This window comes from Streptomyces sp. NPDC048361 (assembly GCF_040651795.1).
Lineage (GTDB): Bacteria > Actinomycetota > Actinomycetes > Streptomycetales > Streptomycetaceae > Streptomyces.
The window spans coordinates 51,944-71,332 of record NZ_JBEZKW010000043.1; the positions used below are offsets into that span (position 1 = coordinate 51,944).

14 protein-coding genes are annotated in these 19,389 nt (G+C 72.1%); 8 read left to right on the forward strand and 6 right to left on the reverse strand.

The features are described from left to right. Window positions 1-75 precede the first annotated feature (75 nt). Complete coding sequence (locus tag AB0D31_RS23760; protein ID WP_362726496.1) at window positions 76-675, forward strand: CGNR zinc finger domain-containing protein; 600 nt, start codon at window positions 76-78, stop codon at window positions 673-675. Between the two features lie 174 nt (window positions 676-849). Next, window positions 850-1,209, forward strand: coding sequence for an isomerase (locus AB0D31_RS23765; protein ID WP_362726499.1), 360 nt, complete (start codon window positions 850-852; stop codon window positions 1,207-1,209). A 47-nt stretch (window positions 1,210-1,256) separates the two neighbouring features. Here AB0D31_RS23765 and AB0D31_RS23770 read toward each other — a convergent pair whose 3' ends face one another. The 3 genes from AB0D31_RS23770 to AB0D31_RS23780 are packed head-to-tail and all read right to left on the reverse strand — an operon-like array spanning window position 1,257 to window position 4,499. Continuing rightward, the gene (locus AB0D31_RS23770; protein ID WP_362726502.1) at window positions 1,257-2,285 is read right to left on the reverse strand and encodes a TolB-like translocation protein; all 1,029 of its coding nucleotides are present in this window, start codon (window positions 2,283-2,285) and stop codon (window positions 1,257-1,259) included. Continuing rightward, window positions 2,282-3,610: an MFS transporter gene (locus tag AB0D31_RS23775; protein WP_362726504.1), complete on the reverse strand. Its 1,329-nt coding sequence runs from the start codon at window positions 3,608-3,610 to the stop codon at window positions 2,282-2,284. Before AB0D31_RS23775 ends, AB0D31_RS23770 begins: the two co-directional genes overlap by 4 nt. 1 nt (window position 3,611) lies before the next feature. After that, a complete protein-coding gene (locus tag AB0D31_RS23780) occupies window positions 3,612-4,499 on the reverse strand; it encodes an alkaline phosphatase family protein (protein WP_362726506.1) in 888 nt (295 codons plus the stop codon). Window positions 4,500-4,705: 206 nt separating this feature from the next. On the opposite strand from AB0D31_RS23780, the gene AB0D31_RS23785 reads away from it, so the two are divergent. Beyond that, window positions 4,706-5,815, forward strand: coding sequence for an acyltransferase family protein (locus tag AB0D31_RS23785; protein ID WP_362726509.1), 1,110 nt, complete (start codon window positions 4,706-4,708; stop codon window positions 5,813-5,815). A 159-nt stretch (window positions 5,816-5,974) separates the two neighbouring features. On the opposite strand, the gene AB0D31_RS23790 is transcribed toward AB0D31_RS23785, so the two are convergent. Beyond that, on the reverse strand, window positions 5,975-8,092 hold the full coding sequence (locus AB0D31_RS23790) for a PIG-L family deacetylase (RefSeq protein ID WP_362726512.1): 2,118 nt from the start codon (window positions 8,090-8,092) through the stop codon (window positions 5,975-5,977). A gap of 371 nt (window positions 8,093-8,463) precedes the next feature. Here AB0D31_RS23790 and AB0D31_RS23795 point away from each other — a divergent pair, with 371 nt between their 5' ends. After that, window positions 8,464-8,658, forward strand: coding sequence for a hypothetical protein (locus AB0D31_RS23795; protein ID WP_362726514.1), 195 nt, complete (start codon window positions 8,464-8,466; stop codon window positions 8,656-8,658). A 300-nt stretch (window positions 8,659-8,958) separates the two neighbouring features. On the opposite strand, the gene AB0D31_RS23800 is transcribed toward AB0D31_RS23795, so the two are convergent. Continuing rightward, complete coding sequence (locus tag AB0D31_RS23800) at window positions 8,959-10,518, reverse strand: MDR family MFS transporter (RefSeq protein WP_362726516.1); 1,560 nt, start codon at window positions 10,516-10,518, stop codon at window positions 8,959-8,961. 214 nt (window positions 10,519-10,732) lie between these two features. Here AB0D31_RS23800 and AB0D31_RS23805 point away from each other — a divergent pair, with 214 nt between their 5' ends. After that, window positions 10,733-11,299, forward strand: coding sequence for a helix-turn-helix domain-containing protein (locus AB0D31_RS23805; RefSeq protein WP_362726518.1), 567 nt, complete (start codon window positions 10,733-10,735; stop codon window positions 11,297-11,299). 56 nt (window positions 11,300-11,355) lie between these two features. Here AB0D31_RS23805 and AB0D31_RS23810 read toward each other — a convergent pair whose 3' ends face one another. Continuing rightward, a complete protein-coding gene (locus AB0D31_RS23810) occupies window positions 11,356-12,018 on the reverse strand; it encodes a M23 family metallopeptidase (RefSeq protein WP_362726521.1) in 663 nt (220 codons plus the stop codon). Between the two features lie 347 nt (window positions 12,019-12,365). Here AB0D31_RS23810 and AB0D31_RS23815 point away from each other — a divergent pair, with 347 nt between their 5' ends. From AB0D31_RS23815 to AB0D31_RS23825, 3 genes are all read left to right on the forward strand, one after another. Continuing rightward, window positions 12,366-15,665 carry an NACHT domain-containing protein gene (locus AB0D31_RS23815; protein ID WP_362726524.1) on the forward strand — a complete coding sequence of 1,100 codons (3,300 nt, stop codon included), beginning with the start codon at window positions 12,366-12,368 and terminating at the stop codon, window positions 15,663-15,665. A 78-nt stretch (window positions 15,666-15,743) separates the two neighbouring features. Then, window positions 15,744-16,103, forward strand: a complete 360-nt coding sequence (locus AB0D31_RS23820) for a trypco2 family protein (protein WP_362726527.1) — start codon at window positions 15,744-15,746, stop codon at window positions 16,101-16,103. A 10-nt stretch (window positions 16,104-16,113) separates the two neighbouring features. Beyond that, window positions 16,114-19,338: an NACHT domain-containing protein gene (locus AB0D31_RS23825; RefSeq protein WP_362726530.1), complete on the forward strand. Its 3,225-nt coding sequence runs from the start codon at window positions 16,114-16,116 to the stop codon at window positions 19,336-19,338. The last annotated feature ends 51 nt before the right edge of the window (window positions 19,339-19,389 follow it).

A 19,389-nucleotide genomic window follows, 5' to 3' on the forward strand; every position in this document is an offset into this window, starting at 1 on the left:
CCTTCCTCACGCCTAAATCGTCTGTTCGCCGTTAGGTGACGGTAGGGCTTCTCACGGAGAACGGCAAGCATTACCATGAGACCTGTGGATCATGACGCGCCGCACTACCTCCACCAGCCACCGGTCCCCGGCGAGGAGCACTTCCTCTCCCTCGCCCTGGTGAACACCCGGTACGCGCTCAGTCACGGCCAGGTCGACCTCCTGGAGGACACTGACGCCGCGCGGCTCTGGCTCGTACGCCATGAACTGCTCCCGGACAGCACGGTGTTGACTGGACGTCAGGCCAGTCGGCTGCGCGGTCTTCGCGAGGCGCTGCGGGAGCTCTTCGCCGCGCGGGCGGAGGGCGCCGTACCGTCACCGCGCGCTCTGGACGCCGTCAATGCCGTCCTCGCCGCCGCGCCCCCGACCCCCCGCCTCGTCTGGGCCGGGCGCGAGCCCCACCGCGCCGACGAGCCGGACCTCGCCAATCCCGTCGGCGCCGCACTGTGCGCGCTCGCCGAGGACGGCGCGGATCTGCTCACCGGCGCCGAAGCGGAAAGGATCGCGCCGTGCGGCGCCCGGGGCTGCACCCGCTGGTTTCTGCGCTCCCACGCCGCGCGCCGCTGGTGCACCACTCAGTGCGGCAACCGGGTGCGGGCCGCCCGCCACTACGCCTCGCGCAAATCATCGGCCTGACCCCGCCGGCCATTACGCGCCCGCAAATCCTCGGCCTGACCCCGCCGGCCGATTCTCTCCCGGCGGTGGCCCATGCCGATTCCCGTCATGTGAACCGCCCAGCGCCCGGGCGGACCGCCCGCTACGGTCGAACCGCCTACTACGCAAGCCACGCAGCTACGCAAGGATGTGCTCATGCCCTTCGTCACTGTCGAATACTCCGAGCGGCTCGCCGCAGCGTTCGACCGGCCGGCCTTCGCCCGTGAGGTCCACGCGGTCGCGGCGGGGCTGATCGACGCGCCCGTCGACGCGTTCAAAAGCCGTTTCCGGCGGATCGAGGAGTCCTTCTTCGCCGCCACCGACGAGGGCATCGACGCCGTCTTCGTCGAGGTCGCGATCGCTTCGGGGCGCACCCCGCAGGCCATCGAGCGCCTGAGCGAGGCCGTTCTGGAGATCGCCCGCAAGCATGTGACGGGGGTGGAGGGGCGCCGGCTGCACATCTCCGTCGAGTCGCGTGAGATCGAGCGGGACTTCTTCCGCACGCACAAGGAATAGGCCGGGCCCCGAGCCCCGGGGCGCTCAGCCCCGACAGGCCGGGGTGCTCAGCCCAGGTAGGCCGGGGCGAGCCCCGCCGTCAGCAGGCGGCGGGGCTTTCCCGTGCCGTCCGCCGGGACCGTGTACAGATCGGTGCCGTAATCCCCGGCCAGGGCGTAGGCGACCGTGTGATCGTCCTGCCAGACCGCCTGGTCGTCGACGCTCCTCGGCTCCGCGAGCGCGGTCTCGCGCATCGTCGCGAGATCCAGGGCGTACAGCCGCCAAGGGGCGTCGGCGGGCAGGCCCGCCACCCGCTTCTTGTAGACGATCCGGGTGCCGTCGGGGGAGAGGGAGGGACACTCGACGTTGGCGTGGAGCGAGGTCACCGTACGCGCCACGAGGTCGCCCCGGACGAGATACGTGTGGCCGCCCGTCGCCATCGTCGCGTAGAAGTGCCGGTCGTCGGCGGCGAAGGTGACGCCCCAGAAGTTCGTGTCGGCGGCGTGGTGCTCCGTGCCGTCCAGATACGCCGTGAAGTCTTCGAGGGACGCGGTGAGTTGACCGGTCCGTGTGTCGAGGAGCGCCGTGCGGGTGGAGAAGTTGGTGCCCGCGTACGAGTCGCCGCCCACGAACACCGTCCAGGCCGCCCAGCGCCCGCTCGGCGAGACCCTGGCGCGGGTCGGGATGCCGGGGAGGCTGTAGTGCGCGCGCTCCTTGAGCCGGGCGTCCAGTACCACCGCGCGGTACGAGTCCGTCATCGTCCCGCGCTCGGCCTGGAGGCAGATGCCGGTGCCGCCTGCCGCGTAGAAGCGCAGGCACTTCACACCGGACGCGGTGCGCGGGCCCGCCGGGTCGGCTGCGGGCACCGTGGCCAGCTCGTCGCGGTGCGGGCCCCACGCCATATTGCGGAAGACGATCCGGGGCCCGTCTGCATCCGGCTGCAACGAAAGCGATCCGGCGCCGACTTGGGGCCCGCCGGCCTGCGTCTGGTTCTTGCGGTTCTCGCGGCCCGTCGCGTGCAGCACGGACGCGGCGCCGACCCCCGCCAGGACCGCGAGGGCCGCCAGCAGGACAAGGATCTTGTTGCGGAGAGTCAAGGCCGGTCTTCCTCGGGGGCGTTGGCGTTCGCGGAAGAGGTCGGGGAGTGGGCGGTCGCGGTCGCGGAAGAGGCCGGGGAGTGGGCGGGGCGGAGCAGGAACGCTGCCGTCGCGCACGCGGTCAGGGCGGCCGCCGCCGTGCCGACGGCGGTCCGGTCGCCCCACGCCGTCCAGGCCGCGCCGAAGGCGATGGAGCAGGCGAAGCGGGCCAGGGCCTGGCCCGTCTGGATCAACGCGAGCCCGGATGAGCGGAGTTCGGCCGGGACCGAGCCCGCGGCCGCCGCCATCAGGACGCCGTCGGTAGCCGCGTAGAACCCGCCGTGCAGGGCCAGCGTGAGGAAGGGCAGGGCGGGGCTCTGCCAGCCGGTCAGGAGCAGGACGTACACGAGGAGCAGGGCCGCGTGGCCGCCGAGGAACACCTGCCACCGGCCCACCCGGTCGGCGAGCCGCCCGAGCGGCATGGCGAGCAGCAGGAAGGCGGCGGCGGTGCCGAGCGGCAGCAGGGCGAACCAGCGGTCGGGTACGCCGAGGCGGTGCTGGAGCAGGAGGTAGACGAACGAGTCGCTCACCGTCGCCAGGCCCAACAGCAGAGCGGCGAGGGCGAGTTGGCGTATGGGGCGGACGCGTAGGAGTGCCAGTGCTCCGGCGAGGGTGGGCCGGGGCGCGCCGGCGGGGAGGGTGGCGGCGGGTGGACGCGAGGGCACGAAGAGGAGCAGGACGAGCACGCCGACGGCGGCCACGCAGAAGCTCACCGTGAACACGGCGTCGTAGCCGTCGGCCGCCTGACGCAGAATCAGGAATGCCATGAGCGGGCCGAGCATGGCGCCCGCGGTGTCCATCGCGCGGTGCACGCCGAAGGCCCGGCCGCGCGCCTCGGGCGCGGAGGCCAGCGAGATCAGGGCGTCGCGTGGCGCGGTGCGCAGCCCCTTGCCGGTGCGGTCGGCGGCGAGCACCGCGCCGATCACGGGCAGCGACGTGGCCAGCAGGAGCAGGGGCTTGCACAGGGCCGAGAGGCCGTAGCCGAGCGCCGCGACCGTCTTGTGGCGTCCGCCGCGGTCGGCGAGATGGCCGCCGAGCAGACGGACGAGGGCGCTGAAGCCGTTGTAGACCCCGTCGAGCAGGCCGAAGCCGAGCGGGGAGAGCCCGAGGCCGGTGACCAGGTACAGCGGGAGCACGGCGGTGACCATCTCCGACGAGACGTCCGTGATGAGGCTGACCGTGCCGAGCACCAGCACGGTGGAGGCGACGGCCGAACGCCGCCCGGAACCGGCCCGGGCGGCGTCGGCAGGTGCGGCGGGGGTGCCGCGACTGTCCGCTACGTACACGTCAGCCGGCCCAAATCCCCGTGATGTCGGAGGAGTTGGCGGCCTGGCCCGCGTGCGAGGTGCCGTACATGTCCTCGATGGTGCGCAGCAGGTTGTAGTGGTTGTACGTCGTCGAGGACGAGGACCCCGGCGTCACCTGCTGGCCGTAGAACACGGTGGGGATCTTGTTGCCGGCGAGCCGGTTGTCCTCGTCGAAGGTGACGACGAGCAGGCTCTTGTGGGTCTTGGCCCAGGTCGCGTACGCGCCGAGGTTGTTCTTCAGCCAGGTGTCGCCGCTGGACACCGAGCAGTCGTGCATGTCGCTGCACAGGTTCGGCGTGACGAAGGAGACCTGGGGCAGCTTGGTGTAGTCGGTGGGGAACTGGGCGAAGGTGTACGCCGACGAGGTCGGCACGTTCGAGAAGCCGAACCACGGGTTGTGCTTCTGCGCGTACTTGCCGCTGGAGCAGGTGGTCGAACCCTGGCTGGGCAGCGTCTCGTTGTAGCTCGCCCAGGTCTTGCCGGCCGCGATCACCTCGGAGGCGAGGTTGGGCGCGGAGGAGAAGCCCGGCGTCACACAGCTGTCGTCGGTGATGCCCTGCGTGGAGCCGGAGAACATGGCGTAGTAGTTCGGCTGGCTCGGGTGCGTCTCGGCGTACGAGACCGTGAGGTTGGCGCCGCCGGACTTCAGCGAGTTGATGTACGGGGCGCTGGAGCTGCCGATGACCTGGTTGTAGGCGTGGTTCTCGAAGACGACGACCACCACGTGGTCGGGGGTGGGGACGCTGGCCGCGGCCTGCGCGAAGGACGCGGAGCCGAGGCCGGCCCACAGCCCTGCGGACGCGGCCGCGAGGCCGAGGGCGCTGAGGAAAGCGGTACGGGTGCGGCGCGGAGCGGGGTCGCCGGACACGGCTACCTCCGGGGTGAGGGGGGCGGGCGGGCGCCGGTCGGGGCGCGGCCCTGGGGGCGGGGGACGCCTTGGCTGCGGGCGCACCCAGAGGTTAGGGGTGTGCATGTCAACTCGGAAGGGGAAGGCGAGTGAAGACCCGGGGAACGTCCGGTGCACCCGGTGGCGGCTTCCCCGACAAACACACCGGGCCCCCTACGGTGGGGTGAATGACCAGCTCCACCTCCCACCCCGGTCCTGGCAGCCCCCGAACCCCCGACCGCAGCCCGTTCTTCGACAACGCCAAGTTCCTGCTGATCGTCCTGGTCGCGCTCGGCCACAGCTGGGAGGCGGTCATCACCCCGGACACACCGGGCCTCAGAGCCCTGCACAACCTCGTCTACTGCTTCCACATGCCGGCCTTCATCCTGCTCTCCGGCTACTTCTCCCGCAGCTTCACCGCCCGGCCCGACCAGATCCGCCGGCTGCTCGGCGGGGTGCTGCTCCCGTATCTGATCTTCGAGACGATCTACAGCCTCGTCTACCACTGGGTGCGCGGCACGGAACTCGCCATCACGCCCACCTCGCCGACCTATCTGTGCTGGTTCCTCATCGCCCTGTTCGTCTGGCGGATCACCACGCCGATCTGGCACGCCGTGCGCCACGCGCTGCCCATCGCCGTCGTGGTCTCGCTCGCCGCGGGCACGACCGCGGTCAGCGGGGAGCTGGCGCTCTGCCGGGTGCTGATGTTCCTGCCGTGGTTCGTCCTCGGGCTCCGGCTGCGCCCCGAACACTTCGCCCGGCTGCGCACCCGCGCGGTCCGCGTGATCGCGCTGCCCGTCTTCGCCGGCGCCTTCGCCCTCGCCTACTGGCTCTCGCCCAACCCGAGCGACGAATGGCTCTCGTCGGACGCCGACACCGCCGTCCTCCAGGTGTCGCTCGTGCGGTATCTGCTGCTGAAGGTGGCGCTGTTCGCGGTGACCGCGCTCCTGGTGGCCGCGTTCCTCGCGCTGGTGCCGGGGCGCAGGACCTGGATCACGGGGTTCGGCGCGGTCACCCTCTACCCGTATCTCCTGCACGGGCTCCTGGTCCGGATCGCCGAGCACTACGGCTTCTTCCGGACCGTGCGGGCGGCGGGGACCGCGGGGCAGCTGATGCTCAGCGCGCTGGTGGTGGCGGTGGTGGTGCTGCTGTCCACGAAGCCCGTACGCGCGGTGGTCCGGCCCCTGGTGGAGCCACGCTTCCCGAAGTGGCTCCTGCCGAGGACGCCGACGCCCGCGCCCGTCACCGTGCCGACGGCCGCGGCCGCGGCCGAGTGCGAGAAGAGCCTCGTGCGCTGAGGTTGTGTGCGCCGAGAGGGGCCTTGGGGGCCGGCTGCGGAGCCGTAAGCCGAGGAGCGGGTGCGCCGGGCCGGTGGTTAGTTCGTCGTGGGCTTCCATGGGGTGGCCGGGCCGGTGGTCAGTTCGTCGTGGGCTTCTACGGAGTGGCCGGGCCGGTGGTCAGTTTGTCGTGGGCTTCCATGGGGTGGCCGGGCCGTCCGGGCCCTGGGTCTTCGTCCAGTACAGCCGCCCGTCGAGGCCGATCGCGGCCGCCACCGCGCCGGCGCCGTCCTGGACGGCCGAGGGGGCGCCGGTGAACAGGACGTTCCCGTCCGGCTTCCCGTGCCGTCCTTCGGTGCCCGGCTCAAGCGTGGCGAGGGCGCCCGATGCGGTGCGGCCCGCCACGAGCGGCCCCGCGGCGCCGACCATGCCGTAGCCGGCGGTGCCGCCGAGGTCGGTGGGGGTGGAGGGCGTCGCGCCGGTGAACAGCACGCCGCGTACGTCACCGGAGTCCGCGGCGCGGTAGTACACCCGCACCCCCGTACCGTCCGCGCGGGCGGAGAGGCCTGTCGTGTTGGGCGGGAGTGTGGTGCCGACGGCGCGCGCGGGCACCGGGGAGCCCGGGGCCGGCTGCACCCACGTCGACAGGGACTTCGGGGTGCTGGAGAAGACGTGGACGCGGCCCGCGCCGTCGGTGGCCGCCACCGGATCGCCGACCAGGAAGGCGCCGCCCAGCGCGGTCCACGGGGTCCAGCCGCCGTCCTCGGTACGGGTCAGGGAGTGCAGCCGACGGTCGCCGCCGCGCAGGAACACAGTGAGCTTCCCGGTGCCGTCGACCGCCGCGGTGGGCGTGGACATGTCGAAGATGCCGTTGCTGCCGCTCGCGTCGGGCGCGCCGAGGGAGGTCAAAGGAGCGAAGGTGCCGTCCGTCCGCTGCACGGTGGCCACGACCTCACGGTGGTAGTCGTCCAGCTCGGCGCCGAAGAGCGTACGCGTGCCGAACACCGCGAGCCGGCCGTCGGGCAGGCGCGTCGCGCTCACCCCCGGGTCCATGCCGTCACCGGGCAGCAGCTCGGGCTCGCCCCAGGCGCCGTTCGCGCCGGGCGCCTTGTGCCAGACGGCGAGCCGCTGGTCGAGCACGCCGAACGCCCACAGGTTCCCGTCCTGGCCGGCCTGGAGCCAGGACGTGGAGTTGGTGCGGCTGTAGCGGATTGACTCGGCCCAGTTGTTGCCGTGCGGGTTCGGAGCGACCTTGCGGTCGCCGCAACCGGCCGCACTGGCACAGTAGTTGTCGTCCGCATCCGTCCAGGCGTACGTCTCCACGATGCCGGCCTTGGCGTCGGCGGCCGCCTTGGTGAGGGTGTGCGGCAGGTGGCTGGTGTTGTACCCGAAGTAGCTCTGGACGGTGAAGTCCGGGTGGTTGGCGGACCGGCCGTACTCCTGGAGCGCGGCCTGGGCGAAGCGCGCGCTGAAGATGTGGTCCTGGTGGTCGATGATCTTCCCCGGCTCGCCGTCCAGGCTCGGCGTCGGGTCCATCGTGCGCACGTGCGTCGGGTGGAACCGCGTCATCAGACCGGCCAGCGCCTTGACGAGCTGGTCCTTGGTGTACGTGAAGGGGCGCGTGGGGCTGCCCGACGCGAGCTGCGAGGTGAGCACGGGGGTCTTGCCGTTCCACAGCCCGCGCAGGCTGTGCGGCTGGTCGCCGAGGATCGTCTCGGACTCGCGCAGCTGCATCCACACGAGATGGATGGCGGGGCGGGCGTCGAGCGTGTCGAGCTCCGCGGTGCCGCCGCCCGCGGTGGGTATGGAGCTGCGGGTCCATGAGGCGGCGCGGTCGCCGGTCGCCATCTGCGCGTAGGCCCCGCGTATGCCGTTCTGGCGTGCTTCGGAGTACGCGGCCCGGTCGGCCTTGGGCCTGCGGGTGCCCTTCTTGGCCGACGGCGCGTTGACTCCGTCCGCCTCGCCCGAGGTGACGTACACCGATGTCACGGGGCGGCCCGAGCGGAGCGACTGGCCGGTGTCGGGGTTCATGAAGAACAGGTCGTCGTCCGGGTGGGCCATGATCTGCATGACCGAACCGCCGGTGGGGCGCACGGGGGGCGGGGCCGCGATGGCTTGGCCGTCCGCGGCCCGGGCGTTCGCGGCCTGGGCGCCGCCGGACATGCCGGAGCCCTCGCTGTCCGACATCGCGAGTTCGGCGAACGCGCCGCCCGAGATGAGCACGGCGACGAGTGCGGAGCCGGCTACGGCGCCGCGGCGTGAGAGCAGCGCGGAGCGCAGCGGCAGCCTGGACTTCATGGGTGTGGTCTTTCGGTGTGCGGGCGGCCGGGGCCGGTCGGTGCGGGGAGCACGTTCTTCGGCGGGGCCGGCCTGGGTGCTCGATCAGAGGCGAGCGCGACCTGATCGGCTAGGAAGACGAAAGGTCCAAGAATGCGGTTCATTCGGGCGAGTCGCCAAACCGTGTGGCGTTGCTCACGGTGGAGTCCCTCGGGGGCGGCCCGTGCGGCTACTTGAGGGTGCGGCTCCCCGGGGCTCCGCCCCAGACCCCGAGGGCGCTTGCCCACCTCCCGCCCGTGCGGCTACTTGAGGGTGGCAGCTCCCTGGGGCTCCGCCCCAGACCCCGTTCGCGCCTGAAGGGCGCTCGTCCTCAAAAGCCGGACGGGCTGATCATGTCCTCGCCGGGCGGCGTCGAGCAGCCGGACGGGCTGAGGCTGCCCACGCGGCGCGGCGTCGAGCAGTCCAGCGGGCTGAGGATGTCCTCGCCGGGCGGCGTCGAGCAGCCGGACGGGCTGAGGCTGCCCATGCGGCGCGGCGTCGAGCAGTCCAGCGGGCTGAGGATGTCCGCGCCGGGCGGCGTCGAGTAGTCAAGGGGCGCGGGGAACTGCGCGAGAAGCGACCACCGGCCCGCACCCGCCCATCTCCCCCGGAGGGTTACGGGAAGGGGCGGGGTGGGGCAAAAAAAGCCGCCTCCCCAACCCGTCCGCACAACGCGAACAACATCGGGGAGGCGGCAAGGATCCAGCAACAGCTACAGACAGGCGAGCTACAGCTACAGCCGGCCACAGCTAAACGGCCACAACCAGCCGGCCGGGCCAGCCAAGCCGCAGCCGGCTCGGCCCAGCCGGCTCGGCCCAGCTACCCCAACTACAGCCAGCCGTGCGGAGCTAAAGCGCCGGCTCGGACAGCGGCACCGCGTCCTCCGGCGCCACGTCCTTGCCCGGCGCCGGAGCCGACCCGCGGAGCGGGACCTCCTTGACGAAGAAGGCCGCCACGAACATGGCCACCGCGATGATCGAACCGACCAGGAACGTTCCGTGCGTACCGGAGGAGACGGCGTACTGGTACGCCTCCCGCACCGGCGCCGGCAGCTTCAGCAGGCTCGCGTGGTCCAGCTGCGCCGAGGCGAGGTTGCCCGCACCGGAGGACGCGGCCGAGCCGAGCCGGTGCTTCATCTCGTCGCCGACCCGGGTGGTGAAGATCGCGCCCATGATCGAAACGCCGAAGGACGAGCCGAGCGTACGGAAGAGGGTCGTGGAGGACGAGGCGACGCCCATGTCCTTCATCTCGACGCTGTTCTGCGCGACCAGCATCGTGATCTGCATCAGGAAGCCCATGCCCGCGCCGAGCACCGCCATGTAGACGCCGGACATGAACCGGGTCGTGGTGGTGTCCATCGTGGAGAGGAGGAACAGGCCGATCACGACGAGCGCGCCGCCCAGTATCGGGAAGATCTTGTACTTGCCGCTGCTGGTCGTGACGCGGCCCGCGACCAGCGAGACGGCCATCATCGAGAGCAGCATCGGCAGGAGCAGCAGGCCGGAGTTGGTGGCGGAGGCGCCCTGCACGGACTGCTGGTACAGCGGCAGGAAGAGCATCGCGCCGAACATCACGAAGCCGGTGAGGAAGCCGATCCCGGACATGAGCGAGAAGTTGCGGTTGCGGAAGATGTGCAGCGGCAGGATCGGCTCGGCGGCCCTCGTCTCGACGAAGAGGAAGCCGATGATCGAGGCGACACCGAGCGCGATGAGCTCCATGATGATCGCCGAGCCCCAGGCGTACTGCTGGCCGCCCCAGGTCGTGACGAGGACGATCGAGGTGATGCCGACGGTCAGCAGGATGGTGCCGAGGTAGTCGATCCGGCCGCGGGCCCGCTTCTTGGGCAGGTGCAGAACGGCGGTGACCATGGCGAGCGCGACCGCGCCGAGCGGGATGTTGATGTAGAAAGTCCAGCGCCAGCCGAGGTGGTCGGTGATGGCGCCGCCGACCAGCGGGCCGCCGATCATGGCGAGCGCCATGACACCGGCCATCATGCCCTGGTACTTGCCGCGGTCGCGGGGCGGGATGAGGTCACCGATGATCGCCATGACGCCGACCATGAGGCCACCGGCGCCGAGACCCTGGATCGCGCGGAAGCCGATGAGCTGGCTCATGTCCTGGGCCATGCCGCTGAGCGCCGAGCCGGCCAGGAAGATCACGATGGAGGTGAGGAAGGCACCCTTGCGCCCGTACATGTCGCCGAGCTTGCCCCAGATCGGGGTGGAGGCGGCGGTGGCCAGGGTGTAGGCGGTCACGACCCAGGACAGGTGCTCCAGGCCGCCGAGTTCGCCCACGATCGTCGGCATCGCCGTGTTCACGATCATGTTGTCGAGCATGGCGAGCAGCATCGCGATCATGAGCGCGAGCAGCACGACCCGTACGCTGCGCGGCTGTGGCCCGTCCTTCACCCCCGGCTCCGCAGCCTGGTCTTTTGATATCCCCGTCGCCATCGTCCCCAACTCCCTGAAACCTGCCGTCCACCGGGTGAGGCACTTACTTGCCGCCCGGCTAGTTACCACTACACTGGGGAAGGTAGACCGTAACTAGCCGGGCGTCAAGTAAGTAAGTGGCTCACGGCACGGCCGCCGGGGGACGGCGGCCGTACGCATTCGGGAGAGCGGCATGGCCAGAGGAAACACCCGCCAGCGGATCCAGGACGTTGCCCTGGAGCTCTTCGGTGAGCAGGGGTACGAGAAGACCTCGCTGCGCGAGATCGCCGAGCGGCTGGATGTGACGAAGGCGGCGCTCTACTACCACTTCAAGACCAAGGAAGACATCATCATCAGCCTCTTCCAGGACCTCACCAGGCCCATGGACGAGGTGATCGAGTGGGGCCGGACCCAGCCGGGCACCCTCGACGTCAAACTGGAGATCCTGCGCCGTTACAGCGAGGCCCTCTTCGGAGCCGAGCCGCTGTTCCGCTTCATGCAGGAGAACCAGGCCACCATGCGCGAGCTGAGCATCGGCGAGATGTTCAAGGAGCGGATGCACGCGATGGTCGACCTGCTGAAGGATCCGGACGCCTCGATGGCCGACCGGATCCGGTGCTTCACGGCGCTGTTCTCGATGCACGCCGGGATGTTCGTCCTCAAGGACATGGAGGGCGACCCCGAGGAGAAGCGCGTCAGCGTCCTCGAAGTCGCCAGCGACCTGGTCACCCAGGCCCACCACAACGCGCCGACCACGTAAGCGCGTTGGCGCCGACCACGTAAGCGCGTTGGGCCCCGGCGGAGTGACCCGCCGGGTCAGACGGTGACGCCGACCTTCTTCAGGAAGGCGACCGGGTTGACCGCCGAGCCGTAGTTCGGCGTCGTACGGATCTCGAAGTGCAGGTGCGGGCCGCTGGAGTTGCCGGTGCTGCCGGACAGCGCGATCCGCTCGCCGGTGGCCACGCTCTGACCGATGCGTACGTTGATCTTCGACAGGTGGGCGTACTGCGAGTACGTGTTGTCGGCGTGCCGGATCACGACGGCGTTGCCGTACGCGGGTCCGTCACCGCCGCCCACCGGGCCGGCCTTCACGACGGTACCGGCGTGCGCGGCCGAGACGGGGGTGCCGGTGGGCACCGCGAAGTCCTGCCCGGAGTGCTTGTGCGACCACATCGAGCCGCCCAGGCCGAAGGAGGCGCTCAGCGTGTAGCGCTGCACCGGGTGCACCCAGGAGGCAGCCTTGGCGGCGGCCTGCTTCGCCGCGGCGGCGGCCTTGGCCTGCGCCTTGGCCTGGCCCGCGACCGCGTTCGTGGGGGCGGCGACCGGTCCGAGCGTGGCGGCCTTGGCCTCGTCGGCTGCGGCGACACCGCTGCCGAGGAGCGTGGCGGCCCCCATCGCGGTGGCGACGGCGGCGACCGACGCGGTGCGCAGCGGGAACAGGGACGGGCGGACGGAGCGGAACGGGGTGCGCCGGAGCATGCGGGAGCTCTTCCTGACGGGGACGGGGAGCGCCGCCGGGCGGGGGTCACGAGCGGGCCCTTGCGGCAAGCGCGGTCCCGGCGCACACAGCGGCACACCGGGTCGGCCTCACCTTGGTAACCCGAACCCCCATCTCCACTCAAAACGCCCATCTACTAACGAAAGCCGTAACGATCAGACGGGGAATACCGGGCGCCTCCGCACCCCGCTTCCCCGCCTCCCCGCGCGCCGCCTCCTAACCCGGCTAGTAGGCCCCGAATCGGCTGTGCGGCTTGTCACCGCGGCCCGGACCCCCGGCCTTCCGTTTCGGGACCAAGGTCCCCCGGCCCTCGCTAGGCTGACGCGTCGTGGATCCCGCGCAGATAGGCATCAAGCTCGCGACGAGCGTCGCCGGCCCGCTGGTGAAGAAGCTCTTCCTGTCCGAGGGGCCGGGTGCAGGCCTGGTCGACCGCCCCGTACGCCTCTCCTCGTACGTCTCCTTCCGCGGCGAGAAACGCACGCTGACCGAGCCCGACCTGCGCAGACTCGCGGCCGCCCTGGTCAAGGAGGGCTTACGCACCCACGAGCGTGCCGTGCCGCGCGACGAGGAGCAGTCCGTCGTCGACGCCCTCACCACCACCCTGTACGCCCTCGGCGAGCTGAGCCTCAGTGACGTCGAGGCGGTCGCGCTCGGCCACGAAGCGCTCGCCCGCGCACTGCGCCGGGCCGGCGGTCACCCCGAGCGGCATCTCTCCGCGGACGCCACCTACTTCTACGACCGCCTCCTGACCGCCACCTGCCTGCATGTCCTGCACTTCTTCACCCAGCGCACCACCTTCGTCCCCGCCACCGTCGTCCAGCAGAGCCGCCGCCAGGCCCAACTGGACGCGAAAGTAGATGAGTTGATGGCGCGGACACCCCGGCCGGACGGCCGTGACGCCGCCTTCGAGCGCCGCTATCTCGATCATGTCGCCCGCAAGCACGGCACATTGACGATCTACGGCCTCGATCTCGCCAACTCCCCCGGCACCTGGCCGCTGGACGCCGCGTATCTGAGCCTGGAGGCGACCACCGCGGGCCCGCGCGCCGGGCTCGTCGAGCAGCTGCGTACCTCCGCCACCCGCTACGAACAGCATCCGGGCCTGCTCGTCGGCCGCATCGACCGCTTCCCCGAGCAGCCGTCCGAGCCGCCGGTCCTCTGCCTGCCGGTCCCCGCCGACCAGGCCCTGGCCGACCGCGAGCGCGTCCTTCTGCGCGGCGAGGCCGGCTCCGGCAAGACGACCCTGGTGCAGTGGCTCGCCGTCAGCGCGGCCCGCCAAGCCGGCCACGAAACGAGCATCGGGACGGATGCCGACGGCGACGCGGCCGGCCGCATGACGTATCTGCGCGACCGCATCCCCTTCGTGCTGCCCCTGCGCACCCTGACCCGGCACGGCGAGCGGCTGCCGGCACCCAAGGACTTCCTCGGCGCCGTCGGCTCCCCGCTGGCCGGGGAGCAGCCGTCCGGCTGGGAGTCCCGGGTGCTCGGGGCGGGCCGCGGCCTGGTCCTGGTCGACGGAATCGACGAGATCCCCGACGCCGAACGCGCCCGCACCCGGACCTGGCTCGGTGACCTCATCGGCGCCTTCCCCGGCAACCGCTGGCTCGTCACCTCCCGCCCCTCGGCCGTGCGCGAGGACTGGCTCGGCGCCGAGGACTTCGCGGAGCTGACCCTGTCCACGATGAGCCCGTCGGGCGTGGCCGCGTTCGTCCGCCGCTGGCACACGGCCGGCCGCGCCGGCACCGACGACGACGCGGTCCTCGCCGCGTACGAGGCCCAGCTCCTCGACTCCGTACGCACCAAGCCGGACCTGGGCCGGCTGGCCACCAACCCGCTGATGTGCGGCCTGATCTGCGCCCTCCACCGCGACCGGCGCGGCTTCCTGCCGTACGGCCGCAAGGATCTGTACGACGCCGCCCTCACCATGCTCCTCACGCGCCGGGACCGCGAGCGCAGCATGGACGGCCTGCCCGAGCTGCGGGAGGAGCCGCAGCTCCAGCTCCTCCAGCGGATCGCGTACTGGCTGATCCGTAACGGCCGTACCGAGATGGACCGTTCGCGCGCCGAGCAGATCATCGGCGAGCTGCTCCCCGCGATCCCCGAGATCGCCCGCATCGGCGACGCGGCGGCCGTCTACACCCACTTCCTGCACCGCAGCGGGCTGCTCCGCGAGCCGGGCCCCGGCGCCGTCGAATTCGTCCACCGCACCTTCCAGGATTTCCTCGGCGCGCGGGCCGCCGTCGAGGAGGGGGCATGGGGCGAGCTGGTGGGGCACGCCTCCGACGACCAGTGGGAGGACGTCGTCCGCATGGCCGTCGCACACGCCCGGCCCCGTGAACGCCGGGAACTCTTCGAGGAGTTGCTCACCTTCGGGGACGGCCACGAGTCGCCCTCGGTCCGCATGCGGGTGCACATGCTGGCCGCGACCTGCCTGGAACACGCGGCGGAGCTCGACCCGGCGGTGCGGGCGGAGGTCGAGCGACGCACCACGGGCCTGATCCCGCCCGTCAGCCCCCGCGCCGCGCAAACCCTGGCCAAGGCCGGCCCGCTCATCCTGGACCTGCTGCCCGGCCCGGACGGCCTGGCACCGGCCACCGCCCTGCATGTCGTAACCGCGGCCGCGTACACCGGCTCGGAACGCGCGCTCCCGTTCCTGGCCCGCTTCGCCCGCCACTCCAGCATCTCGGTGCGAGCCCAACTCGCCTGGTCCTGGGGTCAGTTCGACACACGGCAGTACGCCGACGAGGTCATCGCCCGTCTCGACCCGACCGACCTGTACTTCTGCGCGACGACCGAGGAGCAGCTGGAGGCGCTGCGGACGCTGGGGCCCCGGCCGCGCCTGGAAGTACGGGGCAACCTGCCGGTGGCCGCGCTGCGGGAGTACCTGCGGGGGGCCGCGCTGGAGGGCCTGCGCATCCGGGACAACGAGGCGCTGCGGGACCTCTCATTCCTCTCCGGGCAGGGCGCGCTGACCGACCTGACCGTCACCGGATGCCCGAGGGTGGGCGACCTGAGCCCGCTGACGGCACTGCCGCTGCGCACCCTGACCCTCGACCTCGCGGGAGCTCCCGGCCCGGCACCGCTCGCCTCCCTGAACGGCCTGGCGGAGCTCGTCCTCGCCGGCGGGACCGGAGCATGGAGCATGTCCGACCTCCCCGCCGAGGCGCCGCTGCGGGAACTCACCCTGTCCTGGGGCAGCGAGCCGGACGGCGGACTCGGCGGCATCGACCGGTTCACGACGCTGCTCTCCCTCACCCTCGGCCCGAACTGCGGTCCCGAGACGGAGGCCGACTGGGCCGCTCTCGCGCGGCTGCCGGGCCTGTTGTCGCTGTCCGTCTCCGGCCGCCTGATCGGCCAGGCGCCGCCGGTCCGGCTCGCGACGCCCCTCCTGATCACGCTGCCCGGCGCGATGGACCAGGCCGCGGTGGACCGGCTTCCCCGGCTCTTCCCCGCCATGCAGACGCTCGTGATCCGCTCCACGCTGTCGGACGTCGACCTCACCCCGCTGGCCGAAGCCCGGGATCTGCGCCAGATCCATCTGATGCACCGGCTCGGTGCCCTGCACGGGGTCGAGGCGCTGCCGGCCCGCGTCCAGGTGAACGTCCCGGAGTGGAGCGCCCCGGAGTAGAGCGCCGCGCCCGCGTCCCGCCCCTGTCCCAACTACCGCTCACTGCGCGACACTTGAGGCGAGGCGAGGGGGCGCACCATGACCGACGACAGTACGGTGTTCGACGGGGGCGGCGGGTTCGACGGGATCGAGCTGGCCGACGCCATCGAGTCCGTGCGGGATCAGCTCACCGAGGCCGCCGCGCGGGCCACCGGGCAGCCGCTGGCCTTCGAACTCGGCGACATTCACATGGAGTTCACGCTCGAACTCCGCAAGGAGGTCAAGGGCGGCGCGAAGGTGCGGGCCTGGGTGGTGGACGCGGGTGCGGACGCCGCGCGGGTCACCGGGCGCACCCACAAGGTGTCGTTCACGCTCACACCGCACACCGCCTCCGACGGCTCCGCCTGGAAGGTCGGCAACGACCGGCCCGGCGGGCGCTTCGGCGCCGGGCCGCGGTGAGGTGAGCGCGGTGAGCACGGGGCTGCCCACGACCGCCGACCGGGTCGTGGCCGTCCTGTCCGGCGGACGCCAGGGCAGCGGGGTCGTGGTGGCGCCGTGGCTGGTCCTGACCTGCGCGCACAATCTGACCGGCACCCCGCCCACCCGGCTCGCCCACCCCGCCATCGGCGAGGTCGGCGCCCAAGTCCTGTGGCAGGACCCGGCGTTGGACGCGGCGCTGCTCTACAGCGACGAGGAGCTGCTGCCCGGGATGCTGCGGCTCGGCTCCGTCGACACCGCGCAGTCGCTGCCGGGCTGCGAGATCATCGGCTTCCCCGACATCCAGCGCTACGGCGCCGACCACCATCTGGACTACGACCAGTTCGTCGGCACGGTCCTGCCGGTCGCGGGCAGCCTGCGCGACGACCTGGTGTGTGAGCTGCACCGGCCGCCGGCGGCCGAGCGCGCCGACGGCAGTTCTCCGCTCGCCGGCCTGTCGGGCGCGCCGCTGTTCGCGGGGGCGACCCTGCTCGGCCTGGTCAAGGAGATCCCGCGGGGCCGGGGCCACCGCAGGGTGGTGTGCGTACCGCTGCGTTCCGTCTTCGCCGTGGAGGGCTTCCGCGCCGCGTTCGCGACGCTCGCCGCCGTCACCGGCCTCGAACTGGTCACCGGCGTACCCCCGGAGGACCAGCGCTACGAGCACGAGTACGCGGAGGCCGTCGGCGCCGCGTACCGCAAGACGAAGATCTTCGGCCTGGACGAGCTGAACAAGCGGGACTCCGAGTGGGACCTGGACACCGCCTACCTCAGCCTGGAGGCGAGACCCAAGGCCACCGAGCCGCCGCAGGCCGGCCGGTCCCTGATGGACAGCGCGCCGCAGCGCATCGACGCCCTGCTCGCCTCCCGGCCCCGGGTACTCATCCGCGGCGAGGCCGGCGCCGGCAAGACGACCCTGGTGTGGTGGCTCGCGGCGCACGCGGCGGCCGGGCGGCTCGGCCCGGGGCTCGCCGACCTCAACGCGCTCGTCCCGTTCGTGGTGCCGCTGCGCAGCCTGCGCGCCCAGGGCGCCACCTTCCCGCTGCCCGCCCAACTCCCCACCGCGGCACGGCTCGTGGTGGACGCGGCGCCCGACGGCTGGGCCGGGCGCGTCCTGAAGACCGGGCAGGCGCTGCTCCTGGTCGACGGCCTGGACGAGGTGCCGCAGGAGGACCGCGAGGAGGCACACCGCTGGCTCGCCGCCCTCCTCGACCGCTATCCGCGGACCCGCTGCGTGGTGACGGTGCGCCCGATGGCCGTCGAGCCGGACTGGCTGAAGTACGCCGGCTTCGAGGAGCTCAGGCTGCTCCCGATGAACGACGAGGACATCACCGCGTTCATCGCCGCCTGGCACCGCGCGGCCCGCCTCGACAGCGGCCCGCACGAGGACCTGGACGAGCTGGAGCGCGACCTGTCCGAGCAGTTCAAACAGAACAGCAACCTCAGGGGCCTGGCCCGCACCCCGCTCCTGTGCGCGGTCATCTGCGCCCTGCACCGGCTGCGCCAGGGCTTCCTGCCCGACACCCGCTGGCGGCTGTACGAGGCGGCGTTACGGATGCTGCTCGGCAACCGGGACCAGCAGCGCAAGGTCGAGGCGCCCGAGGGCATCGAGATCGGCGCCGAGGAGTGCACCGAGCTGCTCCAGCGGATCGCGGTGTGGCTGGTGCGCGAAGGGCAGTCGGAGTTCACCCGCGAACAGGCGCTGCGCCGTCTGGAGCGGGCCCTGGGCGGCATGGAGAACGTCCGCGCGCAGGGCAGCGCCGACGACGTCCTGCGCCATCTGCTCAACCGCAGCGGGCTGCTCCAGGAACGCGCCGACAACGTCTTCCAGTTCACCCACCGCACCTTCCAGGACTTCCTCGCCGCGAAGGAGTTCGTCGACGACGGGCACCTCGGCGAACTCCTGCGGCACGCCTCGCAGGAGCAGCAGTGGCAGGACGTGATCCTGCTCGCCGCCGGGCACTGCGGCCGCCGCGACCGGGCCGCCCTCGTCAACGGCCTGCTCGACGCGGCGGCCCGGCAGCGCGGCCACCAGGACCGGGCGAAGATCGAGGTGCTCGCGGCGCGCTGTGCGCAGGACACCGCCTACTTCGACGAGGCCACCCACCGCCGGGTCGGCGCACACATCAGGGCGCTGCTGCCGCCGCGCGACCTGGAGACCGTCACGCTCCTGGCGCGCCTCGGCCCGTCGGTGCTCACGTACCTGCCCGCTCCGGCGGACACGCCCCGCGAGAAGCTCGGCGTCGTGGTCGCGCTGATCAACCGGGTCGGCGGTGCGGAGGCCATCGGGCACGCCGGGGCGTGGGCGGCGGCCCACCCGGGCACGGACGGCCTGTTCACCACCGAGTGGTCGCGCTATCCCGCCGAGCGGTACGCCCGTGAGGTGCTGGCCCGCCTCGATCTGGGAGCGGCTCAGCTGCACGTGGAGACCCGGTGGCAGCTGGCGCAGCTCCCGCGGGTGCCCGGCGCCCGCCGGCTGTGGATCACCGTCCCGCCGGACCTCACGGCGGCCGAGCTCCATGCCGCGCTGCGGGGCCGCACGGTGACGGCGCTGCGGCTCAACAGCACCGAGCGCCTGTCCGACCTGGCGTTCCTGCGGGACAGCGCCGAGTGGCTCGAAGATCTGGAGGTGCTGCGGGGCTCGGGACTGCGCGATCTCTCCCAGCTCGGCCGGCTGCCGCGGCTCGTCTCACTCGGGCTGCTCGACGTGGCCGCCCAGGAGGTCGACCTGACGCCGCTCGGCTCGGCGGCCGCGCTGCGCACCCTGCTCTTCGGGAGCAGCACCGATCTCCACCTCGCGCAGCTGCCCGTGCTGCCCGGCGTCACCACGCTGCATCTGGAGGCCGACCAGGTCGCCGGGTTCGACGCGCTGAGCCGCTGGCCCGCCTTGAACCATCTGGAATTGGCGCCGTCGTCGTCGGCCACCACCCGGCGCCTGCTCGCCCATGTGCGCGGGCGGCCCGGCATCGGCCGGCTCGGGGTGGCGCTGAGCTCGGTGGCCGCCCTCGCCGGGGTCGCGCCGCTGCCCGGCGTACGCCACCTCGACCTGTGGCTCGCCAACTCCGACGGCGACCTCGGCGCCGTCCTCGCGGTGTTCCCCGCCCTGACCACGGTGGACCTGGCGGTCGGCACCGTGCAGGCGGGCTCCTGGAACCCGGCGGCCCTGCTGCGCCGCCCCGGCCTCACCGTCACCGTCAACGGCGGCCCGCTCGCCTCCTAGGCCCATGTCATGCAAAAGGGGCCGGCCCGGCTCGTACGGTGCGTACGAGCC

What these genes read in the sequence shown, in the direction of transcription:
- AB0D31_RS23760 (WP_362726496.1), top strand. Translation starts at nt 76, where the DNA reads ATGAGACCTGTGGATCATGACGCGCCGCACTACCTCCACCAGCCACCG.
- AB0D31_RS23765 (WP_362726499.1), top strand. Translation starts at nt 850, where the DNA reads ATGCCCTTCGTCACTGTCGAATACTCCGAGCGGCTCGCCGCAGCGTTC.
- AB0D31_RS23785 (WP_362726509.1), top strand. Translation starts at nt 4,706, where the DNA reads ATGACCAGCTCCACCTCCCACCCCGGTCCTGGCAGCCCCCGAACCCCC.
- AB0D31_RS23790 (WP_362726512.1), bottom strand. Translation starts at nt 8,092, where the DNA reads ATGAAGTCCAGGCTGCCGCTGCGCTCCGCGCTGCTCTCACGCCGCGGC.
- AB0D31_RS23795 (WP_362726514.1), top strand. Translation starts at nt 8,464, where the DNA reads ATGTCCTCGCCGGGCGGCGTCGAGCAGCCGGACGGGCTGAGGCTGCCC.
- AB0D31_RS23805 (WP_362726518.1), top strand. Translation starts at nt 10,733, where the DNA reads ATGGCCAGAGGAAACACCCGCCAGCGGATCCAGGACGTTGCCCTGGAG.
- AB0D31_RS23810 (WP_362726521.1), bottom strand. Translation starts at nt 12,018, where the DNA reads ATGCTCCGGCGCACCCCGTTCCGCTCCGTCCGCCCGTCCCTGTTCCCG.
- AB0D31_RS23820 (WP_362726527.1), top strand. Translation starts at nt 15,744, where the DNA reads ATGACCGACGACAGTACGGTGTTCGACGGGGGCGGCGGGTTCGACGGG.